The sequence below is a fragment of the Sulfitobacter sp. 1A13353 genome, from assembly GCF_043557255.1.
GTDB classification, from domain to species: domain Bacteria; phylum Pseudomonadota; class Alphaproteobacteria; order Rhodobacterales; family Rhodobacteraceae; genus Sulfitobacter; species Sulfitobacter faviae.
In genome coordinates, this window is the sequence record NZ_JBIFFS010000016.1 from 1 (window position 1) to 18,566 (window position 18,566).

General features: G+C 56.0%; 17 protein-coding genes and 2 pseudogenes. 10 read left to right on the plus strand and 9 right to left on the minus strand.

Features of this window, described 5'->3' with window-relative positions:
* Window positions 1–187: 187 nt before the first annotated feature.
* The 4 genes and pseudogenes from ACGYLO_RS21745 to ACGYLO_RS21760 form a co-directional block, all read left to right on the plus strand.
* Window positions 188–451 (plus strand): annotated as a pseudogene (locus ACGYLO_RS21745) (transposase domain-containing protein); the annotation flags it as partial.
* The gene (locus ACGYLO_RS21750; RefSeq protein WP_394377412.1) at window positions 448–690 is read left to right on the plus strand and encodes a plasmid pRiA4b ORF-3 family protein; all 243 of its coding nucleotides are present in this window, start codon (window positions 448–450) and stop codon (window positions 688–690) included. The pseudogene ACGYLO_RS21745 and the gene ACGYLO_RS21750, both read left to right, overlap by 4 nt.
* Window positions 657–1,049 (plus strand): plasmid pRiA4b ORF-3 family protein, encoded by a 393-nt coding sequence (locus tag ACGYLO_RS21755; RefSeq protein ID WP_394377413.1) that lies wholly within the window; start codon window positions 657–659, stop codon window positions 1,047–1,049. The genes ACGYLO_RS21750 and ACGYLO_RS21755 overlap by 34 nt, the downstream gene beginning before the upstream one ends.
* Window positions 1,050–1,924: 875 nt before the next feature.
* Entirely contained in the window at window positions 1,925–2,905 is a 981-nt protein-coding gene (locus ACGYLO_RS21760) for an ABC transporter substrate-binding protein (protein ID WP_394377414.1), read from the plus strand.
* Window positions 2,906–2,991: 86 nt separating this feature from the next.
* Here ACGYLO_RS21760 and ACGYLO_RS21765 read toward each other — a convergent pair whose 3' ends face one another.
* From ACGYLO_RS21765 to ACGYLO_RS21790, 6 genes are all read right to left on the minus strand, one after another.
* Window positions 2,992–3,498: a RidA family protein gene (locus tag ACGYLO_RS21765; RefSeq protein ID WP_394377415.1), complete on the minus strand. Its 507-nt coding sequence runs from the start codon at window positions 3,496–3,498 to the stop codon at window positions 2,992–2,994.
* A complete protein-coding gene (locus tag ACGYLO_RS21770) occupies window positions 3,495–4,025 on the minus strand; it encodes a c-type cytochrome (RefSeq protein WP_394377416.1) in 531 nt (176 codons plus the stop codon). Before ACGYLO_RS21770 ends, ACGYLO_RS21765 begins: the two co-directional genes overlap by 4 nt.
* Window positions 4,026–4,029: 4 nt before the next feature.
* Window positions 4,030–5,601: an NAD(P)/FAD-dependent oxidoreductase gene (locus tag ACGYLO_RS21775; protein ID WP_394377417.1), complete on the minus strand. Its 1,572-nt coding sequence runs from the start codon at window positions 5,599–5,601 to the stop codon at window positions 4,030–4,032.
* Window positions 5,602–5,843: 242 nt separating this feature from the next.
* Window positions 5,844–6,764 carry a LysR family transcriptional regulator gene (locus tag ACGYLO_RS21780; protein WP_394377418.1) on the minus strand — a complete coding sequence of 307 codons (921 nt, stop codon included), beginning with the start codon at window positions 6,762–6,764 and terminating at the stop codon, window positions 5,844–5,846.
* Complete coding sequence (locus ACGYLO_RS21785; protein ID WP_394377419.1) at window positions 6,713–7,759, minus strand: YeiH family protein; 1,047 nt, start codon at window positions 7,757–7,759, stop codon at window positions 6,713–6,715. Before ACGYLO_RS21785 ends, ACGYLO_RS21780 begins: the two co-directional genes overlap by 52 nt.
* 133 nt (window positions 7,760–7,892) lie before the next feature.
* Window positions 7,893–8,345, minus strand: a complete 453-nt coding sequence (locus tag ACGYLO_RS21790) for an Lrp/AsnC family transcriptional regulator (RefSeq protein ID WP_394377420.1) — start codon at window positions 8,343–8,345, stop codon at window positions 7,893–7,895.
* Between the two features lie 118 nt (window positions 8,346–8,463).
* Here ACGYLO_RS21790 and ACGYLO_RS21795 point away from each other — a divergent pair, with 118 nt between their 5' ends.
* The 4 genes from ACGYLO_RS21795 to ACGYLO_RS21810 all read left to right on the plus strand — a co-directional run bounded on the left by ACGYLO_RS21795 (window position 8,464) and on the right by ACGYLO_RS21810 (window position 12,837).
* Window positions 8,464–9,450, plus strand: a complete 987-nt coding sequence (locus tag ACGYLO_RS21795; protein ID WP_394377421.1) for a nucleoside recognition domain-containing protein — start codon at window positions 8,464–8,466, stop codon at window positions 9,448–9,450.
* An 838-nt stretch (window positions 9,451–10,288) separates the two neighbouring features.
* Entirely contained in the window at window positions 10,289–10,738 is a 450-nt protein-coding gene (locus ACGYLO_RS21800; protein ID WP_394377422.1) for a hypothetical protein, read from the plus strand.
* A gap of 51 nt (window positions 10,739–10,789) precedes the next feature.
* Window positions 10,790–11,227, plus strand: a complete 438-nt coding sequence (gene rnk, locus ACGYLO_RS21805; RefSeq protein ID WP_394377423.1) for a nucleoside diphosphate kinase regulator — start codon at window positions 10,790–10,792, stop codon at window positions 11,225–11,227.
* A gap of 869 nt (window positions 11,228–12,096) precedes the next feature.
* The gene (locus ACGYLO_RS21810; protein WP_394377424.1) at window positions 12,097–12,837 is read left to right on the plus strand and encodes a ZIP family metal transporter; all 741 of its coding nucleotides are present in this window, start codon (window positions 12,097–12,099) and stop codon (window positions 12,835–12,837) included.
* Window positions 12,838–13,434: 597 nt separating this feature from the next.
* Here the strand turns inward: ACGYLO_RS21810 and dmdD are convergent.
* The gene (gene dmdD / locus ACGYLO_RS21815) at window positions 13,435–14,244 is read right to left on the minus strand and encodes a methylthioacryloyl-CoA hydratase (RefSeq protein WP_394377425.1); all 810 of its coding nucleotides are present in this window, start codon (window positions 14,242–14,244) and stop codon (window positions 13,435–13,437) included.
* Between the two features lie 21 nt (window positions 14,245–14,265).
* Window positions 14,266–16,029 (minus strand): acyl-CoA dehydrogenase, encoded by a 1,764-nt coding sequence (locus ACGYLO_RS21820; RefSeq protein ID WP_394377426.1) that lies wholly within the window; start codon window positions 16,027–16,029, stop codon window positions 14,266–14,268.
* 113 nt (window positions 16,030–16,142) lie between these two features.
* On the opposite strand from ACGYLO_RS21820, the gene ACGYLO_RS21825 reads away from it, so the two are divergent.
* Window positions 16,143–17,213: an AraC family transcriptional regulator ligand-binding domain-containing protein gene (locus ACGYLO_RS21825; RefSeq protein WP_394377427.1), complete on the plus strand. Its 1,071-nt coding sequence runs from the start codon at window positions 16,143–16,145 to the stop codon at window positions 17,211–17,213.
* A gap of 117 nt (window positions 17,214–17,330) precedes the next feature.
* On the opposite strand, the gene ACGYLO_RS21830 is transcribed toward ACGYLO_RS21825, so the two are convergent.
* Entirely contained in the window at window positions 17,331–17,453 is a 123-nt protein-coding gene (locus ACGYLO_RS21830) for a hypothetical protein (RefSeq protein WP_394377428.1), read from the minus strand.
* 399 nt (window positions 17,454–17,852) lie between these two features.
* Here ACGYLO_RS21830 and ACGYLO_RS21835 point away from each other — a divergent pair.
* Window positions 17,853–18,395 (plus strand): annotated as a pseudogene (locus ACGYLO_RS21835) (IS6 family transposase); the annotation flags it as partial.
* Window positions 18,396–18,566: the final 171 nt, after the last annotated feature.

The window sequence follows — 18,566 nt, forward strand, 5'->3', positions numbered from 1 at the left end:
TCCTACGGCGCCTCATGAAGGGCGCGGACGCCACCAAAAGCGCTACCAGAAGTTACACCTCTCCCTGGGACATGACCGGCTGCGGGCTGTGAGATCGTTTATCAAGTGTCCTTATGGACGCACACGCAGACACCCCCCGCATTCAAGTTTTGTCGGTCTCTGATACCGGCCGTCGCCGCCGTCGGGCATCACGAACAATGCCGCCGAATGGGCGCTCAGAGGGATCGCATTGGGCAGAAAGTCATGGCTTTTTGCAGGGTCTGAACGCGGTGGCGACAGGGCAGCCTTCATGTATACCTTCATCGTCACGGCAAAAATGAACGCCATCGACCCGCAGGCATGGATGGCAGACGTCTTGGCGCGACTGCCTAATGTGCCTGTGTCACGCTTGCCGGAGCTGTTGCCCTGGAATTGGAAGGCCGCCATGGAATTGAAGAGGATTGCTGCATGACGCTGGTCGCACGCATCAAGGTCACATTGTCCGATGTCGAGCCTCAGGTGCTTCGACGCTTTGATGTGCCCCTCAAGATCAAGCTGAACCGCCTGCATGATGTGATCCAGGCGGCCATGGGATGGACCGACAGCCACCTGTATGAGTTCAGGCCGGCGGCAGCGGCTGGGGCGTGCCAGATCCAGATGGTTTTTACGATGTCCCGATGCCCGCCACCAAAACCAGCCTGCTTGACGTGATCGAAGATGGGGGAACCAAGACCATCCATTCTATCTATGACTTTGGCGACAACTGGCACCACGTGATCAAGATCGAGAAAATCGATGGCTCTATTGCGGGCACCGCATATCCACGCCTTGTCAGGGCTATCGGTGCTTGCCCACCCGAGGATGTGGGTGGCTTCTCCGGCTACGCTGACTTCCTCGATGCCATAGCCGACCCCAAGCACGAAGAACACAGCCAGATGCTGGAATGGTATGGGGGGCAGTTCGACCCGGCCGAGGCAGAGATCGGCCGCATCCTCGATAACTTCGAGCGTCTCGCCAAAAAATGGGGCCCGAAGCCGCGTAAACCAAAAACCGCACCCAAACGCCTCTGATCAATACGGCGCGCCAACGGCCATCGCCGAATGCTTACAGAGTATGCAGGGATTACAGCAGACCATACCATAGTTCTTGTGCATTACTCTAGCGTACCCGATGAGACCGCAGTGGTTCGGGGAAGAGTACAAAGCCCTCCAAGGACAAGAAACCATCTCCCGGAAGCCGCTTGGGATTTGTTCCAAACGCAATGCGGTCGTAGATAGTTTCTGGGCGTAGTCCCGCTTCAAGACAGATGAAGGGACGACTTGGAGAGTGTCTTCCTGCCCCAGGGGCCGTCCGAACATGTTTGAGGTCAAACGAACGTGTGCGACGATACTCTTCGAAATCCTTTTCCAGGTAGGTCGTTACTGTGAAAGAATGTATACCCTCTTCCTCTTCCTGCAGCCGAACAATGGTTCCATCTGCTTGCAGCATTTGAGCCACTTGCTTCGCGAGTTTTCTAACACGACCGTTCTGTCTTACCAATTTAAAGTCCTTTTATGAACATCCATGAGATGTGCTTATATTTAAACATATCTTAATAGGGAGTCAATGTAAACCATTGATTATATTATATTTTTTGCGAAAAACGAAACTCTCGAATTTTTCGCAAAGATGACCAATCGGTGGGGTGTTGCAGCCCCTGAGCCGGCTAGTTCTAAAGCACTTCGCCCCCAGGCACACATAAGGTCGCTGGCACCTTCATGCTACGGAAGGTCCACATTGACTATAGGAATGGCGCCAGATCGGGTCGGGTAGCAGTTCTTTGAAAGATCAATGAAATTGTGCTTAAACCCAACCGTGCCACAGAACGAAAATGGTCAGAGAGCGACCTGTCGAAGGTTTGCGTGCCACCTGCCAGGAACGTGTAGACAAACGGGAGAACACTAAAATGAGAAATCTGAAGCTCTGGCTTTCAGCCGCAGCGATCGCGGCCACCGCGCCCAATATCGCGGCTGCCGAATGCGGAGAGGTCAGCATCACCGAGATGACGTTCTCGTCTGCAATTATCACGACAGAGATTGCATCATTCCTGATGGAACAGGGCTACGGTTGCACCGTCACCCGGGTACCGTCTGATACAATTCCCGCCCTTACATCACTTGCTGAAAACAATGAGCCGGATATTGTCACCGAACTTTGGGTCAACTCTGCAGGCAGCGCTTACGAAAAGCTCAAGCAGGATGACGTGATCCAGGACATGACGCAGGTGTTGCAGCCAGGCGGCCTCGAGGCTTGGTGGATCCCCACCTATCTTGCAGAAGAGCATCCAGAACTCAAAACGATCCAAGGCATCTTGGACAACCCTGAGCTTGTAGGGAACCGCTTCAACAACTGTCCTACAGGAGGATGGGTCTGTAGCGCGATTAACCGCAATATTGCTCGCGCATATGGTTTTGAAGAAGCGGGCATTGAAGTGTTTGATCACGGGGGCGGCGAAACTTTAGCTGCGTCCCTTGCCTCAGCATATGAAGCCAAAGAGCCATGGTTTGGGTATTATTGGGAGCCTACGGCGCTTATGGGGCGCTTTGACATGACCATGGTTGATATCGGGAGTGTAGACCTCGCTGCACACAACGCCAACTTGAACGCTGATGTCGCAGACCCAAAACCAAGCGCCTATCCTCCCAGTTTGGTGTACACGGTTGCGACTACGGACTTTATCGATGAGTACCCGGACGTCGCTAAGTTGATGAGCAATATTAGCTTCGAGACCTCCGAAATGAGCGCGCTGTTGGCTTGGAAGGACGAGAACAACGCGTCTACGGAAGAAGCCGCTGTGCATTTTTTATTAAATAATAAGGATGTTTGGCGTAACTGGCTCAACGAGGACGCGCGCCAGAAGCTATCTGCTGTCTTGGAGGATAATTGAGGGTCAGCTACTAGCGACCCGTTCAAAATAAGCGGCGGCCGATACGGGCCGCCGCTTTACCTTCTCTCAGAAGGTACAACTGGTATTCAAGAATCCTGCCTTACCGCCACTACCTCAATCTCTACCAGCCATGCGGGGTTTGCTAAGCCTGCGACCTCAAAGACCGACCGAGTTGGAAGCTCAGGCTGTTCTTCGGTACCAAAGTACTGAGTGTAACCCTCCATAAAGCCTTGGAAATCCATCCCGTCGCCACCCTCGGGGGCAACAAGATAGGCCTGCATTTTGATGACGTCCCCCATATCAAGCTCAAGCCCGGCAAGCTTTTTCTCAATCGAAGCGAGCACACTGGCGGTTTGGGTTGCCGTATCGCCGAAATATTCAGGAGAGCCCTTCTCGGCGGCCTCATCGGCGACCGTCGGCACGGTGCCGCTAAGGTAAACCAAGGTTGCATCCGCGGGCACTTCCACCGCTTGCAAGATTGGGAAGTCTGAATCCGGCAAGCCGTGGCGAACAACTTCTGAGCCTTGAGCGTATACGCTCGTGGTCATAAGTGCTGCGACAGCGGCGAGGGGGGCGATAAATTTGCGGATCATTCGTGTTCCTCCGTGTTATGATCTACGGGCTCGGCCGGCCGGGCGTCGGCCACGGCGTCGAGCGTACCATCGGCCTCATAGTCATTGCCGAGGTTCGTCTGAATATAGTCTGTGATAGCCAATACTTGTTGGTCATCGAGAAAATGCCCAAGGCTTGGCATTGCAGCCTGGCCGTTGATGATGATGTAGGTCGCATACCCGGCATATTCGAGGTTGGGGTTGCGACTAAGAGCAGGGTACTTCCCAGCCCCAATGGCCCCCGACCCGTCAGCCATATGACAGCCGGAGCAGAGCGTTTGATACAACTCTTCGCCATCTTCGCTGACATATTCTTCGACCCATTCACCGCCATCCGCCATAGCGGTTATGTCACGCTCTTGTGGACGGGCTTCGCCCTCGGGAGAGGTCTCGCCGGTTTCAGGCGCCGTGGCTTGCGCCGCACGCATGTTTGCGTCGTTGTCTTGGGCATAGAGCGGCAGAGTGCCGAGAATGCCTACGATCGTCGCTGAGAAAACTATCTGTCGCATGGCTTCACCCGTTGATTACTTTGTCATGGAGGCGCGAGATCGCATCAAGCGAGGAGAGGATCGCCCCTTCCTGCCACGCAGGCAGGTAAGAAAGGTGCTCGCCTGCGCAGACGACGCGATTGTCGATCTTGATGGCATCGTCGTAATTATCGCGATTTTCCCAAACGCCCGAGCACCCGAGAACCCATGGGACCTTGTGCCACACAACGCTTACACCGGTCTTAAACTCATCCCGATACTGAGGGTGGATTTTGGCACCCTGTCTTAGCGCCCATTCCAAGCGCTCATCAGGCTGCATGGCATTGAACTTGTAGGAGTTCTCTCCGCGCCATGTATAACCGCCCAGCAACACGGCAGGCCCATCAGAAAAATAGCCTGTCGAGGGGTAGCTTATCTGACCGATGGCGAGATCGGTGTAGCTGATACCGCCATAGATATATTCGTCCTCTTCCCAGAAGCGGCGTTTGAATTCGAGGCCCCATTTCGTCGATCCGTTGTAGTACATCGAACTGATCGCATTGGACAAATCACCCGAAAGGTTGTGGTCGATCTGCCCAAGGATGGAGAAAGGAATGGTACAGACACAATAGTCCGCTTTGCTGGTTTGCTGACCTCCACCTGCTGTGTCTTCCCATGTCACCGTTACCCCGCTCTCGTCCTGCTGCAGCGAGACGACTTTGGCGTTATAGGTAATAAGATCTCCAACCTCGCGCTCGAACCCTTTGGCGATACCATCCATCCCGCCGACCGGCTGAAACATGGGTGCCTGGTGATCCACAGTTTCATGGGTGGCGAGATACTCCCAAAGCCGCGACTGCAGCACCTCCTGCGGGTTAAGCAAGTCCGAAGCTTCAGGCGCTGCCCCGACACCGCCGCCCGGCTGCTTTGCGTAGCCGCGATAATGGCTAGTGTCCAAGCTCTTCACGTATTCGTTCTGTTCGTTCAACACGCCGAAAGCTCGCAGGCTTTCCAGTAGGACTTCTCGGTCTTGTGCGGTGACCAGTTCATCAAGTCTTCCCTGATTGACGGCCTTGGCCAACAACTCCGAGATATGGCCACGATAGTCGGTTTTGATGTCTTTCAGGCGCTGTGGCTTGCCACCATAGGCGTCCGATCGATGCAGATAAGAGTTATAGTTCAGCTGGATAAATGGCTCGAGAGGGACTTTGAGCCGCTTACAATAGTCTAAAACGGCATGGTGGTTATGCGGTATCCGCCATGGGCCAGGGTTGATGTAATTGCCTTCAGCAAAATCGACGTTCTGGGTTGCGCCACCGAGTTCAGTGTACTCGTCACCCGAGCGCAGGGTCCAACATCGTCCGCCCGCCTTCTCACGGAACTCCAGCACTTCAACTTCATAGCCAGCTGCCCGCATTTCATAGGCGGCGGTGAGCCCGGCCAGGCCGGCGCCGAGAACCAGCACCTTCGCTCCCTGCGGATCTCCGTCTAATTTAATTGGTCCGCTATAATCAGAGGGCGCGGCAAAACCCATTGAAGTCATGGCATGATACATAGCGGCACTGCCTGCGGCAGTTCCGATCATCGTTAGAAGATTGCGGCGTGTGATTTCACTCATGGAGCCCCCTCGTCGTAAAAACGATAAGCGCCCTCCCGATCACTGCGACACGAGCGCGCTAGTTCACGAATTAAGTAATTCTACAGGGCCAACCGTTCGCGAAGGTGCAGGGTTCCAAGAAATCAGGTTTCTTTTTCTGGGTGCAGCAAAAGATCCTTCTATCTGGTTCTCTGAGTGCATTTTAAGCGTGCATCATCGTGGGGTGATCGAAAGCGCGAAACTACTTTTAGAGCGGCGCGATTTTAGAGAAGGTCAAGAAATCTCCGCTCGGCCAAGGAAAGATGTCGTTCCTTGTGGCGCAAGACATAAAACTGGCGCTGCGGTAGCTTGAAATCCACCGAAACCAGCCGATTTGCGTTGACCGCCGGGGCGACCACGAGGGTCGACAAGATCGCAGCGCCTGCACCGGCTTCTACCGCCACGCAAAGCGCTTCGTTCGATGGCAGCTCAAACGCGACTTCTATATGTTCAGCGCTTAGACCTTGGTCGATCAGGGCACTCTCGCAGGCTGACCGGGTACCGGAGCCTACCTTTCGCATCACCCACGGACTTGCCTTCAGGTCTTCGGCTGTAGAAGGCGGGCAATGCTGCCAATCATGCCCCGGGGCCACGACGAGCGCCAGTTGATCCCCGGGCAAACTTTGGCTGTTAAGCGCCGCATCTGTGATCTCCCCCTCGACGAAGCCGAGGTCAATGGTGGCGTCATGGACCATCTGGGCCACAAGGGTGGAGTTACCAACTGCGAGCTCAAGCGCGATGCCCGGGTGTTGCTTTCGAAAGCGTTGCATCAATGGCGGCAACCAGTAGTTTGCGATTGTCTGGCTGGCGCCCAAGCGCAGCGTGCCACGCTTCATTCCGGCGAGATCATTCAGCAGACGTTTTGCTTGTTCTGCGCGCGCCACCACGGCGCGGGCCTCGCTCAGAAACAGCTTACCTCCATCCGTCAGAACAACACGACGTCCAACCCGGTCAAACAGGCTAACAGCATGCCGTTCCTCCAGCGCTGCCACCGCGGCGCTGGTCGCGCTTTGAGTCAGGTTAAGATAGGCCGCCGCCTGGGTGACATGCTCACGTTCGGCAACAGCGATAAAGATTCTGAGTTGTTCAAGCGTCATGCCAAGAGAAGAACCAGACCGAGGCTGAAAAAGGAAATGAAAACCCAAGCACCAGCTCCTAATAGCGCGGGCCTGAAACCTGCGGCTGCCAGTTTGCGCATGTCCGTCTCCAGCCCCATTGCCGCGAGAGCCATGGAGAGCAGAAATTGCGTGATGCCGGTTGTGTAGGGCGCTGTGGCCTCGGGCACCCAGCCGGTGCTGACCAATGCGACCATGGCAACGAACCCGAATACGAACCACGGCAGCGGTGCCGCCGCGCGGTTCGCCGTGCCAGCAGCGCTGAGCCGTTTGCGGGCAGCAAGAAAACCAAGGCCCAGCACAACGGGCGCCAGCATCATGACACGTGTTAGCTTGGCAATGGTACCGAATTCGCCAGCTTCCTGTCCGCGCGCATAGGAGGCGGCGACGACCTGCGCCACTTCATGGATCGACGCGCCGGTCCACAAGCCGTAGGCCTGCGGCCCCATGTCAAACAGGCCGGCAATCACAGGCATCAGCATCATGGAGAGCGAGCCGAAGATCGTCACACAGGCTACGGCATAGGCCACATCCTCATCATGGGCGCGGGTCACGGTATTTGTGGCAATCACGGCAGATGCACCGCAGATCGAGCTGCCAGAAGCGATCAACTGGGTTAGCTTTGCATCCACCTTCAACACCCGCCCTAGCCAAGTAGTAAAGGCGAATGTGGCCAACAGCGTGGCAACGATAAGCGCCACGCCGAGGCCGCCCACGGCGATGATCTGCTGAACCGTCAGTTGCAGCCCAAGCAACACGATACCGGCGCGTAAGATACGTTTGAGGCTGAACGCGACACCAGCCTTCGCAATCGCGGGCGTCCCGATCAGGTTGTGAAAGGCCATGCCGATTAGAATGGCCAAGATGAGTGGGCTAATCTGACCGACCCCGGGCAAGTGGTGCAGGCCAAATGCAAGCGCCGCAATCAACCCAGAAAGGAAAAGGCCGGGGGAGGTACCGTGCGCTTCCGTCTTCGGCTGCGACTTCAGGCCAATGTCCCCCTCGTAGGTGCCGAAATGTGCCATATGAAATCCCCTCGCGATTGTTGCAGAGGTATCGTTAGGTCGGCCGAAAATATAATAAAAACCGTTTATTTAAGTGGAAACCATCGATTTTGGCGAATGATAAGGCCGCGGTGACAATAATAGGGGGGCGCAGTCAAATCCGAACAGCGGTTTCTTCTTTCGCAGTGCGGATCACCATCATTGTGAAAAATCTGGCAACATTGGTCTGATCGCGGAATAACCTATCGCAAAGCGCATCAAATTCTTCCATGTCGCGCAGGTTTAGCATCAAAACGACGTCGGTCTCGCCTGTAACAGCATAGGCTTGTGATACAGCGTCCTCGGTCACTGCGAGTTCCAGAAAGCGGCGCATGTGCTGCTCGCCATGAAGTTTGAGTTCGACAGTGACCAGCGCCTTCAGCCCCCGCCCCGTTTTGGCAGGGTTCAAGATCGCGACAATCCGGTCGATGATTCCGGTCTTGTGCAGCCGTCGAACCCGCCGAAGACAGCTAGAGGGAGATAATCCGACCTCTTCTGCCACGCTGACGTTCGACCGTGACGCATCACGCTGCAAAAGGTTCAAAATCTTCCTGTCGAGTTGATCCATGCATCCACCTCTTATTCGGTCCAATTTGCAATAAAATTGCACGATAATGCAATATTTGACCACACCAGCGATAGGGGACGCAGTAGAAGGGCCGGGATCATGTTATAGGAATTCTTCGATGCCAATCCTCCGCGCCGCTTACGTTAAGACCTTAGAAGCACTGGAAATATACTGGGTGCTACTCCGAGTTATGGTTCCGATCACAATCATCACGGAACTGCTGTCCCGCATGGGGGTGATTGAGGCGATCGCCCCTGCATTCGCGCCAGTGATGAGCCTAGTCGGGCTGCCGCCCGAGCTTGGCTTGGCATGGTTGAGCGGGATGCTGGTCGGCATCTGGGGTGCGGTTCCTCTGCTCTTTGTTCTTGTTCCGATGGACAGCTTGAGCGTGGCCGATGTGACAGTGTTCTCGGCACTGCTTCTTTTTGCGCACGCTTTGCCGATTGAGCAGAAGATCATTCAGCAGGCCGGGCCTCGAATGCTAACAACCACGGCTTTGCGCATCTGCGGCGGGTTGCTCTATGCCTTCTTGCTGCACAATTTTCTGGTTGCCACTGGCTGGCTTTCTGAGCCGGTGAACCCTGCTTGGATTCCGATGAACGCGACTCCGGATTGGGTCGGTTTTTTCATAGGCCTTCTTGAGGCGATGGTTACCATGCTCTTCATCCTTCTCGCGTTAACTTGGGGCCTTGAGATACTGAGGGTCACAGGCATCCTTGGGCTCGTTATGAAAGGACTCGCGCCTTTGTTGCAGTTGGCCGGGATACGCGGTGAGGCAGGGCATTTGACGGCGGTCGGCCTCTTCTTGGGGATTTCTTATGGCGGAGGCCTCCTCATTCGGGAAGCACGGTCGGGCTTGGTCTCGCCCCGCCAGATTTTCATCTCATGTGTGTTCATGGGGTTTGCACATAGTGTCATCGAGGATACCCTGATTATGGTTGCCCTTGGTGCGGACCTTAGTGCCGTGCTCGGGGGGCGGGTCATTTTTGCGGTTGTTGCGACAGCTGCAATTGCCGGGCTCCTTCGCGTCATCTCGGACGAGGCGTTTTCGAAGTGGGCATTCAAAACGTCAGGCCCGCATTCAGCTGTCCAACAAGGAGCGTAGTGATGGCCGCCCTGACTGCGGGGCAAGCCGTCGATTAGCCTCCTGACTTTCCCTAAAGGGGGCGAGTTGGCTTCAAAGGAGCGATAGAAATGAGAAAGGCCATATGGCTGATTGTAGGTGTAGTCGGATTGGGAGGCGCAATGGCCTCCTGCTCCAATAGCCAACGTCTCCTTTGCTTTAACCCAACCGGTTATTGTGGGGGCAGTAGCACGCCAGACCCCGATCGCATCGGAGGTCCTGCTTGGTTTCTCTGGCAATCCAGCGCCGAGGAAAGAATGGCCTATTACCGAAAGGAATGCGCGACCGGTAGTTTGCCGATGGCATCCAATGATGTGACCACATGTGCCCTAGAGCGGATAGAATCTCAGGCTCATTCAAATTGCGTTCAGTATTATCTGCCTCCAACCAGACCTAAGGATGCAGCAGAGGAAGCGCAGCGAGACAGACATTTTGAAAACTGCAAGCGGGAGGTTTTGGGGCAGCACGGGATATAAAAAACCACCATGAAGCCTCAGAATCGTTTGCCCGACCGTTTGGCTTCCAAGGCAGTATTGGGTTCCCACCTTCGTATATTTTACAGTTCCCGATTGTAGGAAAGAACGGGCACTTCATTTGTGAACCCACCATGGAAGTCAGCTAGGTAAAGCGTGCCGGTCAAAAGCGTTGACAATCTAGGGCGGCACGGTAGGCTTTTTCTATGGTTAAGTATGATAATCATTTCCGGTTTTTGCTTCTGAACCGCCCCCATCCCCGGGTGGCGCACGCTTAGGCGTATCTAAAACCCCCGGGGCCATCTCAAACGTTTCATTGAGACTGCGATCCTTCCCGGGGGACCATCATGTACAGCACCAATCCGACGCATATGCCTACGGGCAATGCCTATCGACCATCCTTCAAATGCCCGCCGCTCAAGGGCAGATTCTATCTGACACGCGCTGACCGGATCGGAGTTGAGCGCTTGCTAAGCCTTGGGCTTACGGAGGAATGCCGGAACCCGACGCTGATCGAGGGCTTCCTGCGACACAAGCTGCGCATGGCGCGGCCTGCGCCCCAGCCCACACCAGCCAACCTCGTCGTGGCGGGACGGCTTGTTTCGTTCATTGCCAACGGCGGCAAAGCCCGCAGCGGCATGCTGACCCTGGTGTCCGGCGACGATGCGGGGAGCATCCCCGTGACGTCCTTCTTGGGCGCGACAATGCTGGGCATGCAGAAGCTGCAGAAAGCCCCCCTGCTGCGAGAAGACGGCTGGATCGACACTCTTGTCGTGCTGGACGTCTGTGGCGCTTAAATGCGCGCGGCCTTGACCATCCATAATTTACCCATTTTGAAGGAGCTTTACATGTCCAAACCATCCAAACCACGCAGAAGCCCCCGTAAGCCTAAGATTGTGCTTAGCAGCACCCGGCTGGTCGAGCTTGAAGCGCTGTCCGAAGGGATGATGCGCCGCAATCCGGAGTTGGCTGAGCAACTGGTCGAAGAACTGGGGCGCGCGCGCATTGTCTCTCCGCAGCGCCTGCGTGCTTATGTCGTCGATTTGGGACGCGAGGTGACATACCATGACGCGGCGACTGGCAAAGACCATACAGTCACTTTGGTCCTGCCACAGGAGGCTGATATCTCTAAGGGTTTCGTTTCGGTCATAACCCCCATCGGCATCGCGCTCATCGGCCTGGCAGAAGGCGCTGTGTTCCATTGGGAAACACGCGACGGGCAGCGGCGTGAGTTAAAGATCCTCAAGGTCGCACCCTTCGAGAATGAGACCTTGCAGAGTGCGTAATATGAGAGAGCCAAACACAAGGGTGCGTAAAAACCATGCGCAGCCCGGGGGGTGTCAACCTATGCCGTGAAAACGCATGGCGCGCCCTCCGGGAACGAACCCGCCGCTTCAGCGGCACTGCTTTTTTCGCTCGGAGATACACCATGAATCGTCACTTGCCTTCCCGATGCCCTTCCTGTGCTGTTTCCATCCCGCGTGCCGCGGCTAGGCGCTGCACCAGTTGCAGCACGCAGTTCGCGCAAACGTTGCCAAACAAATCAGTGAAATGTCGGCGCTGCGACACGCCGATCCCACTGCAGGGGGCTTCTGCGCTCACCTGTGCCAGTTGTCGGACGCACCGGCCCCCTCGACTAGCAGCCTAAATGAGTGCGCAGTATCTAACTTATTGTTCGGAGTAATGAAGGGAGCATCTTATGCGATTCACCCGAAGAAATTGGAATGAGCCCAGCTCCTGCGCCGGTCACGACTATGGTTCGGCCCTTGAGGCGAATTTGTTGATTTGCGATTGCGCAGGTCATGGCTGATCACTAGCTTTCTCTAGCATATCCCAGAGAAAAAAATTTTTAGCCGGCATAGCAATATGCAGGCCAATACAGAGCCGATGGTCTCCCAGGACTTCGACTACGCGACACTTTCCGGCGTGCCCAGGGGTCTGCTAAGCGGAGAAAACGGACCTTTACATAGGTCCTAACAAAGACTCCTTCGATAGATGTCCAATGCGTGTTTTACGCGTAGTTCCGTTCGGCGTTGTCTGGGACTGCACTTCCCATAACATTAGAAACGTTCTAATGTGCGAGGGCAAGATTGAGGGCATCTGGTACTGAGCAGGCCCCTGCGCGTAAAGACCATTGTTGAGATCAAGGCGTATCATGGATCCTGTCATCGCTGTATTTGTTGCTGCACTCGTTACGGCGCTCGCAACTGGGCTTGGTCCTCTGCCATTTCTGATCTGGGGCAGCATGTCGCCCAAAGCCATCTCAATTTGCAATGGCATCGCGGCAGGTCTGATGATCGCAGCCAGCTTCAGCCTGCTCCAGGAAGGGGCAGACTTAAGTCCCATTCGCACCATCTTCGGATTGATTGGAGGTTTGTTGTTCATCGCGCTTAGTCACAAGCTCATCGAGCGCAAAGAAGACTTCCACATTGGGGCCATCAAGGGCGCAGATGCCATTAAGATGCTCATGATTGTCGGGATCATGACTTTGCATTCTGCTGCTGAGGGTGTGGGCGTCGGAGTAGCGTTCGCAGGTGAAGATAATTTGGGCGAGTTCATTACTGCCGCCATCGCTGTTCACAATATCCCAGAGGGTCTTGCCATAGCGCTTGTACTGGTACCAAGGGGAGCCAGGGTCTGGCAGGCAATGGGCTGGAGCGTTTTCTCAAGCTTGCCTCAGCCGATCTTGGCTGTTCCCTCCTTCATGTTTGTTACCTTCTTTACGCCTTTCCTACCCGTTGGATTGGGCCTTGCTGCCGGCGCAATGATTTGGATGACACTGTCCGAATTAATCCCTGAAGCATTGGAAAACGCCGCAAGCCCAATGATCGCCAGCGCTGTAACAATGTCGATTGCTGGAATGCTTTTGTTCGAACTCATCTTGCGAGCGCTGTAAGCGAACCATGGTGATCGGGCCTTTTCAGTCTCGCTATCCACAATAAACTGTGCGGCTGCGAGTACCTTTGGCGGGGCGTTTTCGCAGGCAGCTGAAAATATCCACCTGCCAGTACGCGCGTATGGCCCGTAAGTGGAGGACATTGATTGGCCTGGAGGCCCGCCCCTATGGCACGCACTTGATGAGACGAACTAAGGTGAGCCAGAACTAAAAAAGACGGACAACCTGCAGGCAGTCCAGCTGCTGTTGTGTCATACTAAGATGTACAGGACAGATAGATACCTTGACGTTGATCTTGAAGATGCGCTGGCTATATCTGAAGCCAAAGAAATACGAAGGCATGGGCCATCGTCACGGACGGCCCATGTCCCTTCAGATTCATGCAGCTACTGCATTGCCCGCAAGCCTCCTGGGACACTGCAGGAATACGGGCAGAGGTTTCGACCCTGTTGCGATGAATGTCACCATAGATCATCCCCGTTCGCACACTGTGAAGGCCTTCGGCACGGAGCAGGAAAGACAGCGGCCAAAATGGCAGAGATTTGGCCTCGTCTTTTTAGGTCACTCGAAATGGCGGCGCAGCGGGGTCTGCCTAGCTTAGCTGCTGGGCCGCACGCGGTCAGCGGTTTTGTTGGCGAAAGCCTCAAGCCGTTCACGTGCCGCGGGCTGGGTGTTAACGATGCCCCCTACAAAAGCCTCGGCATAGGCGGCGTCCATGCCGGACATATTGTTCATGTGGCTAACGGCTGAACAAATGGCAAAGTTCGTTAGCGGCAGATTCTGCGCAACCTTATCCGCCAGTTCCATCGCCTTGGCAAAGCTACAGCCTTCTTCGGTGATGTATTGTGCAAGGCCCAGATCGACGGCCTCTTGGCCCTGATAGACACGGCCCGTCAGGATCATGTCGATCATGCGATACTTGCCGATCATGTCAGACACCCGGATCGTCGCACCGCCGCCGGTAAAAATCCCGCGCTGGCCTTCGGGCAGCGCGAAATAGGTTCCGGGATCGATCACCCGGACATGCGCAGCACTCGCCAGTTCGAGACCGCCGCCGACAACCGCGCCCTTGAGCGCGGCAATGATCGGAACGCCACCATATTCCATTTTGTTGAAGGCCTCGTGCCAGCGTAGGCAGACGTGCATGAAGTCATCGGGGCTGCGGTCGGCCTTCCAATGTTCGACCAGATCCAAGCCTGCGCAGAAGTGATCGCCAGCGCCTTCCAGCAACACCGCCCTGACGCCGGCCATGCGCGCGCCACTAAAGAAGCGGATTAGCTCTTCGATGGTAACAACGTCCAGCGCGTTGCGCTTCTCAGGGCGGTTCAACGTCACCACATAAAGGCCATTGTCACGCGCTGAAATCGCGAGTCTTTCGTAAGTGCCGGGGTTCACGACGTCATTCATGGGTCAGGTCCTTTCGAGGGATCAATCAGAGAAGGCCGCGTCCAGCGCGCATTGTGCGCCGTGCAGGATGCGGGTTTGTTCGGTGGTGCATTCGGGCAGGATGTGCCGGGCATAGAACTGCGCGGTGGCGATCTTCTGGGCCAGGAACACATTGTCCTGTCCTGCGTCGCGCGCGGTTTGCGCCGCCAGCGCGCCCTTGGCCAGCGCCCAACCTGCCGCTAACGTGCCGGATAGCATCAAGAATGGGACAGAGCCGGCAAAAGTCGCGTCGATATCCTTGCGGCCATTTTCCAGCATCCAGTTCAGAGCGGTTTCGAAAGCATCGCGAGCCTGTGCAAGGCTTGTTCCGATGGCCTGCGCCGCAGCGTCGCCGCTTGCAAGCTTTGCTTCGGTTTCCGCGATCTGAGTAACAAACAAGCGGGCGGTTGCACCCCCGTCCCGCATTACCTTCCGCCCAAGTAGATCATTTGCCTGAATGGCTGTGGTGCCTTCGTAAATCGGCAGGATCCGGGCGTCGCGGTAGTGCTGTGCGGCGCCGGTTTCTTCAATAAAGCCCATTCCACCATGGATTTGCACACCCAGAGAAGTGACCTCGACCGCGCGTTCGGTGCAGAAACCCTTAACCAAGGGGACCATGAATTCGGCCAACGCGGCCAACTCCGGATTCTCCCGGTGGTGCGCGATATCCAGCAGCCCCGCGGTCGACGCCGCCATGGCCCGCCCGCCTTCTGTGAGACTCCGCATCCGCAAAAGCATACGGCGGACATCCGGGTGTTCGATGATCGGTACGGCACCCTTGCATTGACCGTTCACCGGGCGGCTCTGAACGCGGTCGCGTGCATAGGCCAGAGCACGCTGATAGGCTCGTTCAGCGATCGCAACCCCTTGCACACCTACCGAGAAACGCGCCGCGTTCATCATGATGAACATGTATTCCAGCCCGCTATTTTCTGCGCCGATCAGGAACCCGGTGGCGTCGTCGTATTCCAGCACAGCCGTCGGGCTGGCGCGCACACCCAGTTTGTGTTCGATGCTTACGCAGTTGACCGCGTTCGCGGCCCCCGGCGTCCCGTCCGGCCCCACCAGTTTCTGTGGCACGATGAAGAGGCTCAACCCCTTTGGCCCGGCTGGCGCATCAGCTGTGCGCGCCAGCACGAGGTGAATGATATTCTCGGTCAAATCATGGGCGCCATAGGTGATGAAAATCTTCGTACCCGAGATGCCATAGGTGCCGTCCGCGCGCTGAACCGCCTTTGTCGCGACCCGGCCCAGATCACTCCCCGCCTGCGGTTCGGTCAGGTTCATCGTGCCGGACCAGCGCCCTTCGATCAGCGGCGCGAGGTAGGTGACCTTCTGGTCCTCCGAACCGGTCAGCAGCAGCGCCTCGATCGCCCCGTCTGTCAGCAGCGGACAAAGGCCGAAGCTCATGTCGGCTGCATTCAGCATCTCTACCGCCGCCGCGCCAACGGCACGCGGCAGTCCGATGCCGCCATATTGCACGGGATGAGGCAACGCCTGCCAGCCCATTTCGACAAACTGGTCATAGGCCTGCACGTAACCTTCAGGCATGGTCACATTGCCATTATAGAACCGAGCGCTCTGTGTGTCCCCGACCTGAGACAATGGCGCGATTTGTTCGGCGCAAAACCGGGCATAGCTCTCCAGCGCTGCGCGCATGTCCGACAGCTCGCATTCGGAATACACCTCCAGCGCGGACACCGTTTTCCAATGGGACAAGTGTTCGATGCAGAACATTAAATCCTGCACGGGCGGCTGATAAGACATACCTGACTCTCCGACGGAAACTATGACTCTCCGTCATTTAGCCGCTAAATTGCTCGCCAATAAGCTCATTTCTTGCCAATTCATTATCCGATCACGCCACGAAAGGCCTTCTCATGACCAGTCATGACCCCATTACTTTGACGACGGTTTCAGCGGGCTTTATAGGTGACTGGCTTGATGCGCTCAAAACCCGATGCACGCCAGATGCACTGGCCTCGCTGTTGGAGCGTTCCGGCCTGCAAACCGGCGAAATGGCGCCCACTCAGCGCGTCACCCTCGAAGAGATCGCCCGGCTGTATCAGCTTGCCGCGCCCGAGATCGGCGATGAGATGATGGGCCTCTGGAGCCGCCCGATCCGGCCCCGCACCCTGCAACATCTTGTCACTGTGCAGCGTGAGGCGAAAAGCCTGGTCTCGGCGCTGTATCGGTTTTCGACGTTTTGGAACCTGCTCTTGGATGATTTCCATCTGGACCTGCGCAACGGCTCGGAGGAGGTGGAACTCTCCTTGGTGCCATATTCGCCGGAAACACCACCGCAGCGATTTGGTCACATGCTTATATTGAAGTTGGCGCATGGGCTCCTGTCCTGGCTCGATGGATCGGAAACGGCCGTGAAAGCGGTTCGCTTTGCTTTCGCCCGCCCTGATTTCGCCGCAGATTACGCAGTCGTTTTTCCTTGCCCGGTGGAATTCGACGCTCCGCAAACCAGCATTCTTTTTGATCCAAGCCAATTCAACAGTCCAGTTGCCCGCAGCCGAGCGGAGGCATCCGAGTTTCTTGAGCGTGCGCCGATCGATTGGATCTTTACCGGCTCGCGCGTACATACATCCAGCCTGCGCGTCCGCGCTTTTCTCTACGGCGAAACCTGGCAGAACTGCCAACTTCCCGATGCGGCCCGCGCGCTGAAAATCACGCCCCGTACGCTAAACCGAAGGTTGAAAGCGGAGGGGACATCGTTTCAAGAAATAAAGAACGCTCTGCGCCGTGACATCGCCATCCGCGCGCTCCAGCAAACCACGGACAGCATCGAACAGATCGCCTTTGAAACCGGCTTTTCTGCACCGTCGAACTTCCACCGGGCTTTCCACAAATGGACCAACCGGACACCCGGATCGTACAGATTTTTGGGTCGGGGGGGCGAACATCGAAATCTGTTCACGGCCGATCTGATCCAGCGCCTTTGAAGCTGCCTCTATAGGCCTGAACTAGCGCTGGCATTCGTGTCGCAAAGTGCATTTCCGAGGTACCTTACGTTTTCAGATGGTCGCGTTCGCTGAAATAGACAATCTTAATCGGTCGCTTCAGCGTAAGGCAGACTTCTTCGCCGATTCCGCTCCCTTTTGGCACGTTGCGAAGTCATGCTCGGGGGAATCGAGCAGCAATGCTTCGATTGTGGCAATGCCGACCTTCTTGATCTCCATCATGACAGCCTGCGCACGTGCGGAGGTCGCTCGCTGTAATGTCGGGAGAGCGTTTGTCGCCCTGTGTCGATCACAAAGGGGTGTCAGGGTGCCCTTGGCCAATCCTAAACCCGATCCGTAGCAGTTTGGCCTCAACTGACAGTTTGTCAAATGACCTGTTATGCGGCTCCCGAGGTCTTGCGTCTTGCTGCACTAGGCTCAGGGAGACTGTTGCTGTTTTTGAGTTCGAGTATGCCGCGCAAATCGCCGTTCAAGCATCACCGCTTTACACGTGAAATCATCCTATGTGCTATACACTGGTATCTGCGATATCCACTGTCTTTCCAAGATGTAGTCGAACTATTGGAAGAGCGCGGCGTAATAGTCGACCGATCGACCGTTTATCGATGAGTCCAGAAGTTTGGCCCGGAACTGACCAAGCGAACCGAGAAAAGTCTGCGCCGGGCTAGTGTCGACTGGCATGTCGATGAGACCTACACCCGCGTCGGCGGCAAATGGCGCTATCTGTGGAGGGCTGTCGATGCAAACGGTCAGATGATCGACTTCCGCCTGACTGCGCGGCGAGATGCCAAGGCGGCTAGGGCCTTTCTTAACAAAGTGATTGAGCGTGTAAGGCTCCATCGCCCGGTCACCATCATCACAGATAAAGCTCCGACCTATCGACGTGTCATCCGGGAGATCAATTGTCGCTATGACCCACATTTTGACAGCATCCGGCATATCGACAAGAAGTGGCGCAACAACCTCATCGAAAGCGATCACGCGGCCATGAAACGGATCCTTGGATACCGTCAGAGCTTTCGATCCTTGCGATCGGCCAAGGCGGCCCTAAGCGGGCTCGAGACGATACGAACGATCAAACGCGGTCATATCCATCACAGACAACCAAGAGTTACGGGCGAGATCGCTTTCATTGACGGACTGTTCGACCCCGCCGCTGCATAGCACTGGCTCCAATGTCGGCATCCGTGCGGCCGTAGGCAACTAACGCAACAGTCTCCTTCAAGGGGGCGAGTGGGCTTCAAAAGGAGGGTAAGGAGGGTCATGTCCCAGGGAGAGGTGTAACTTCTGGTAGCGCTTTTGGTGGCGTCCGCGCCCTTCATGAGGCGCCGTAGG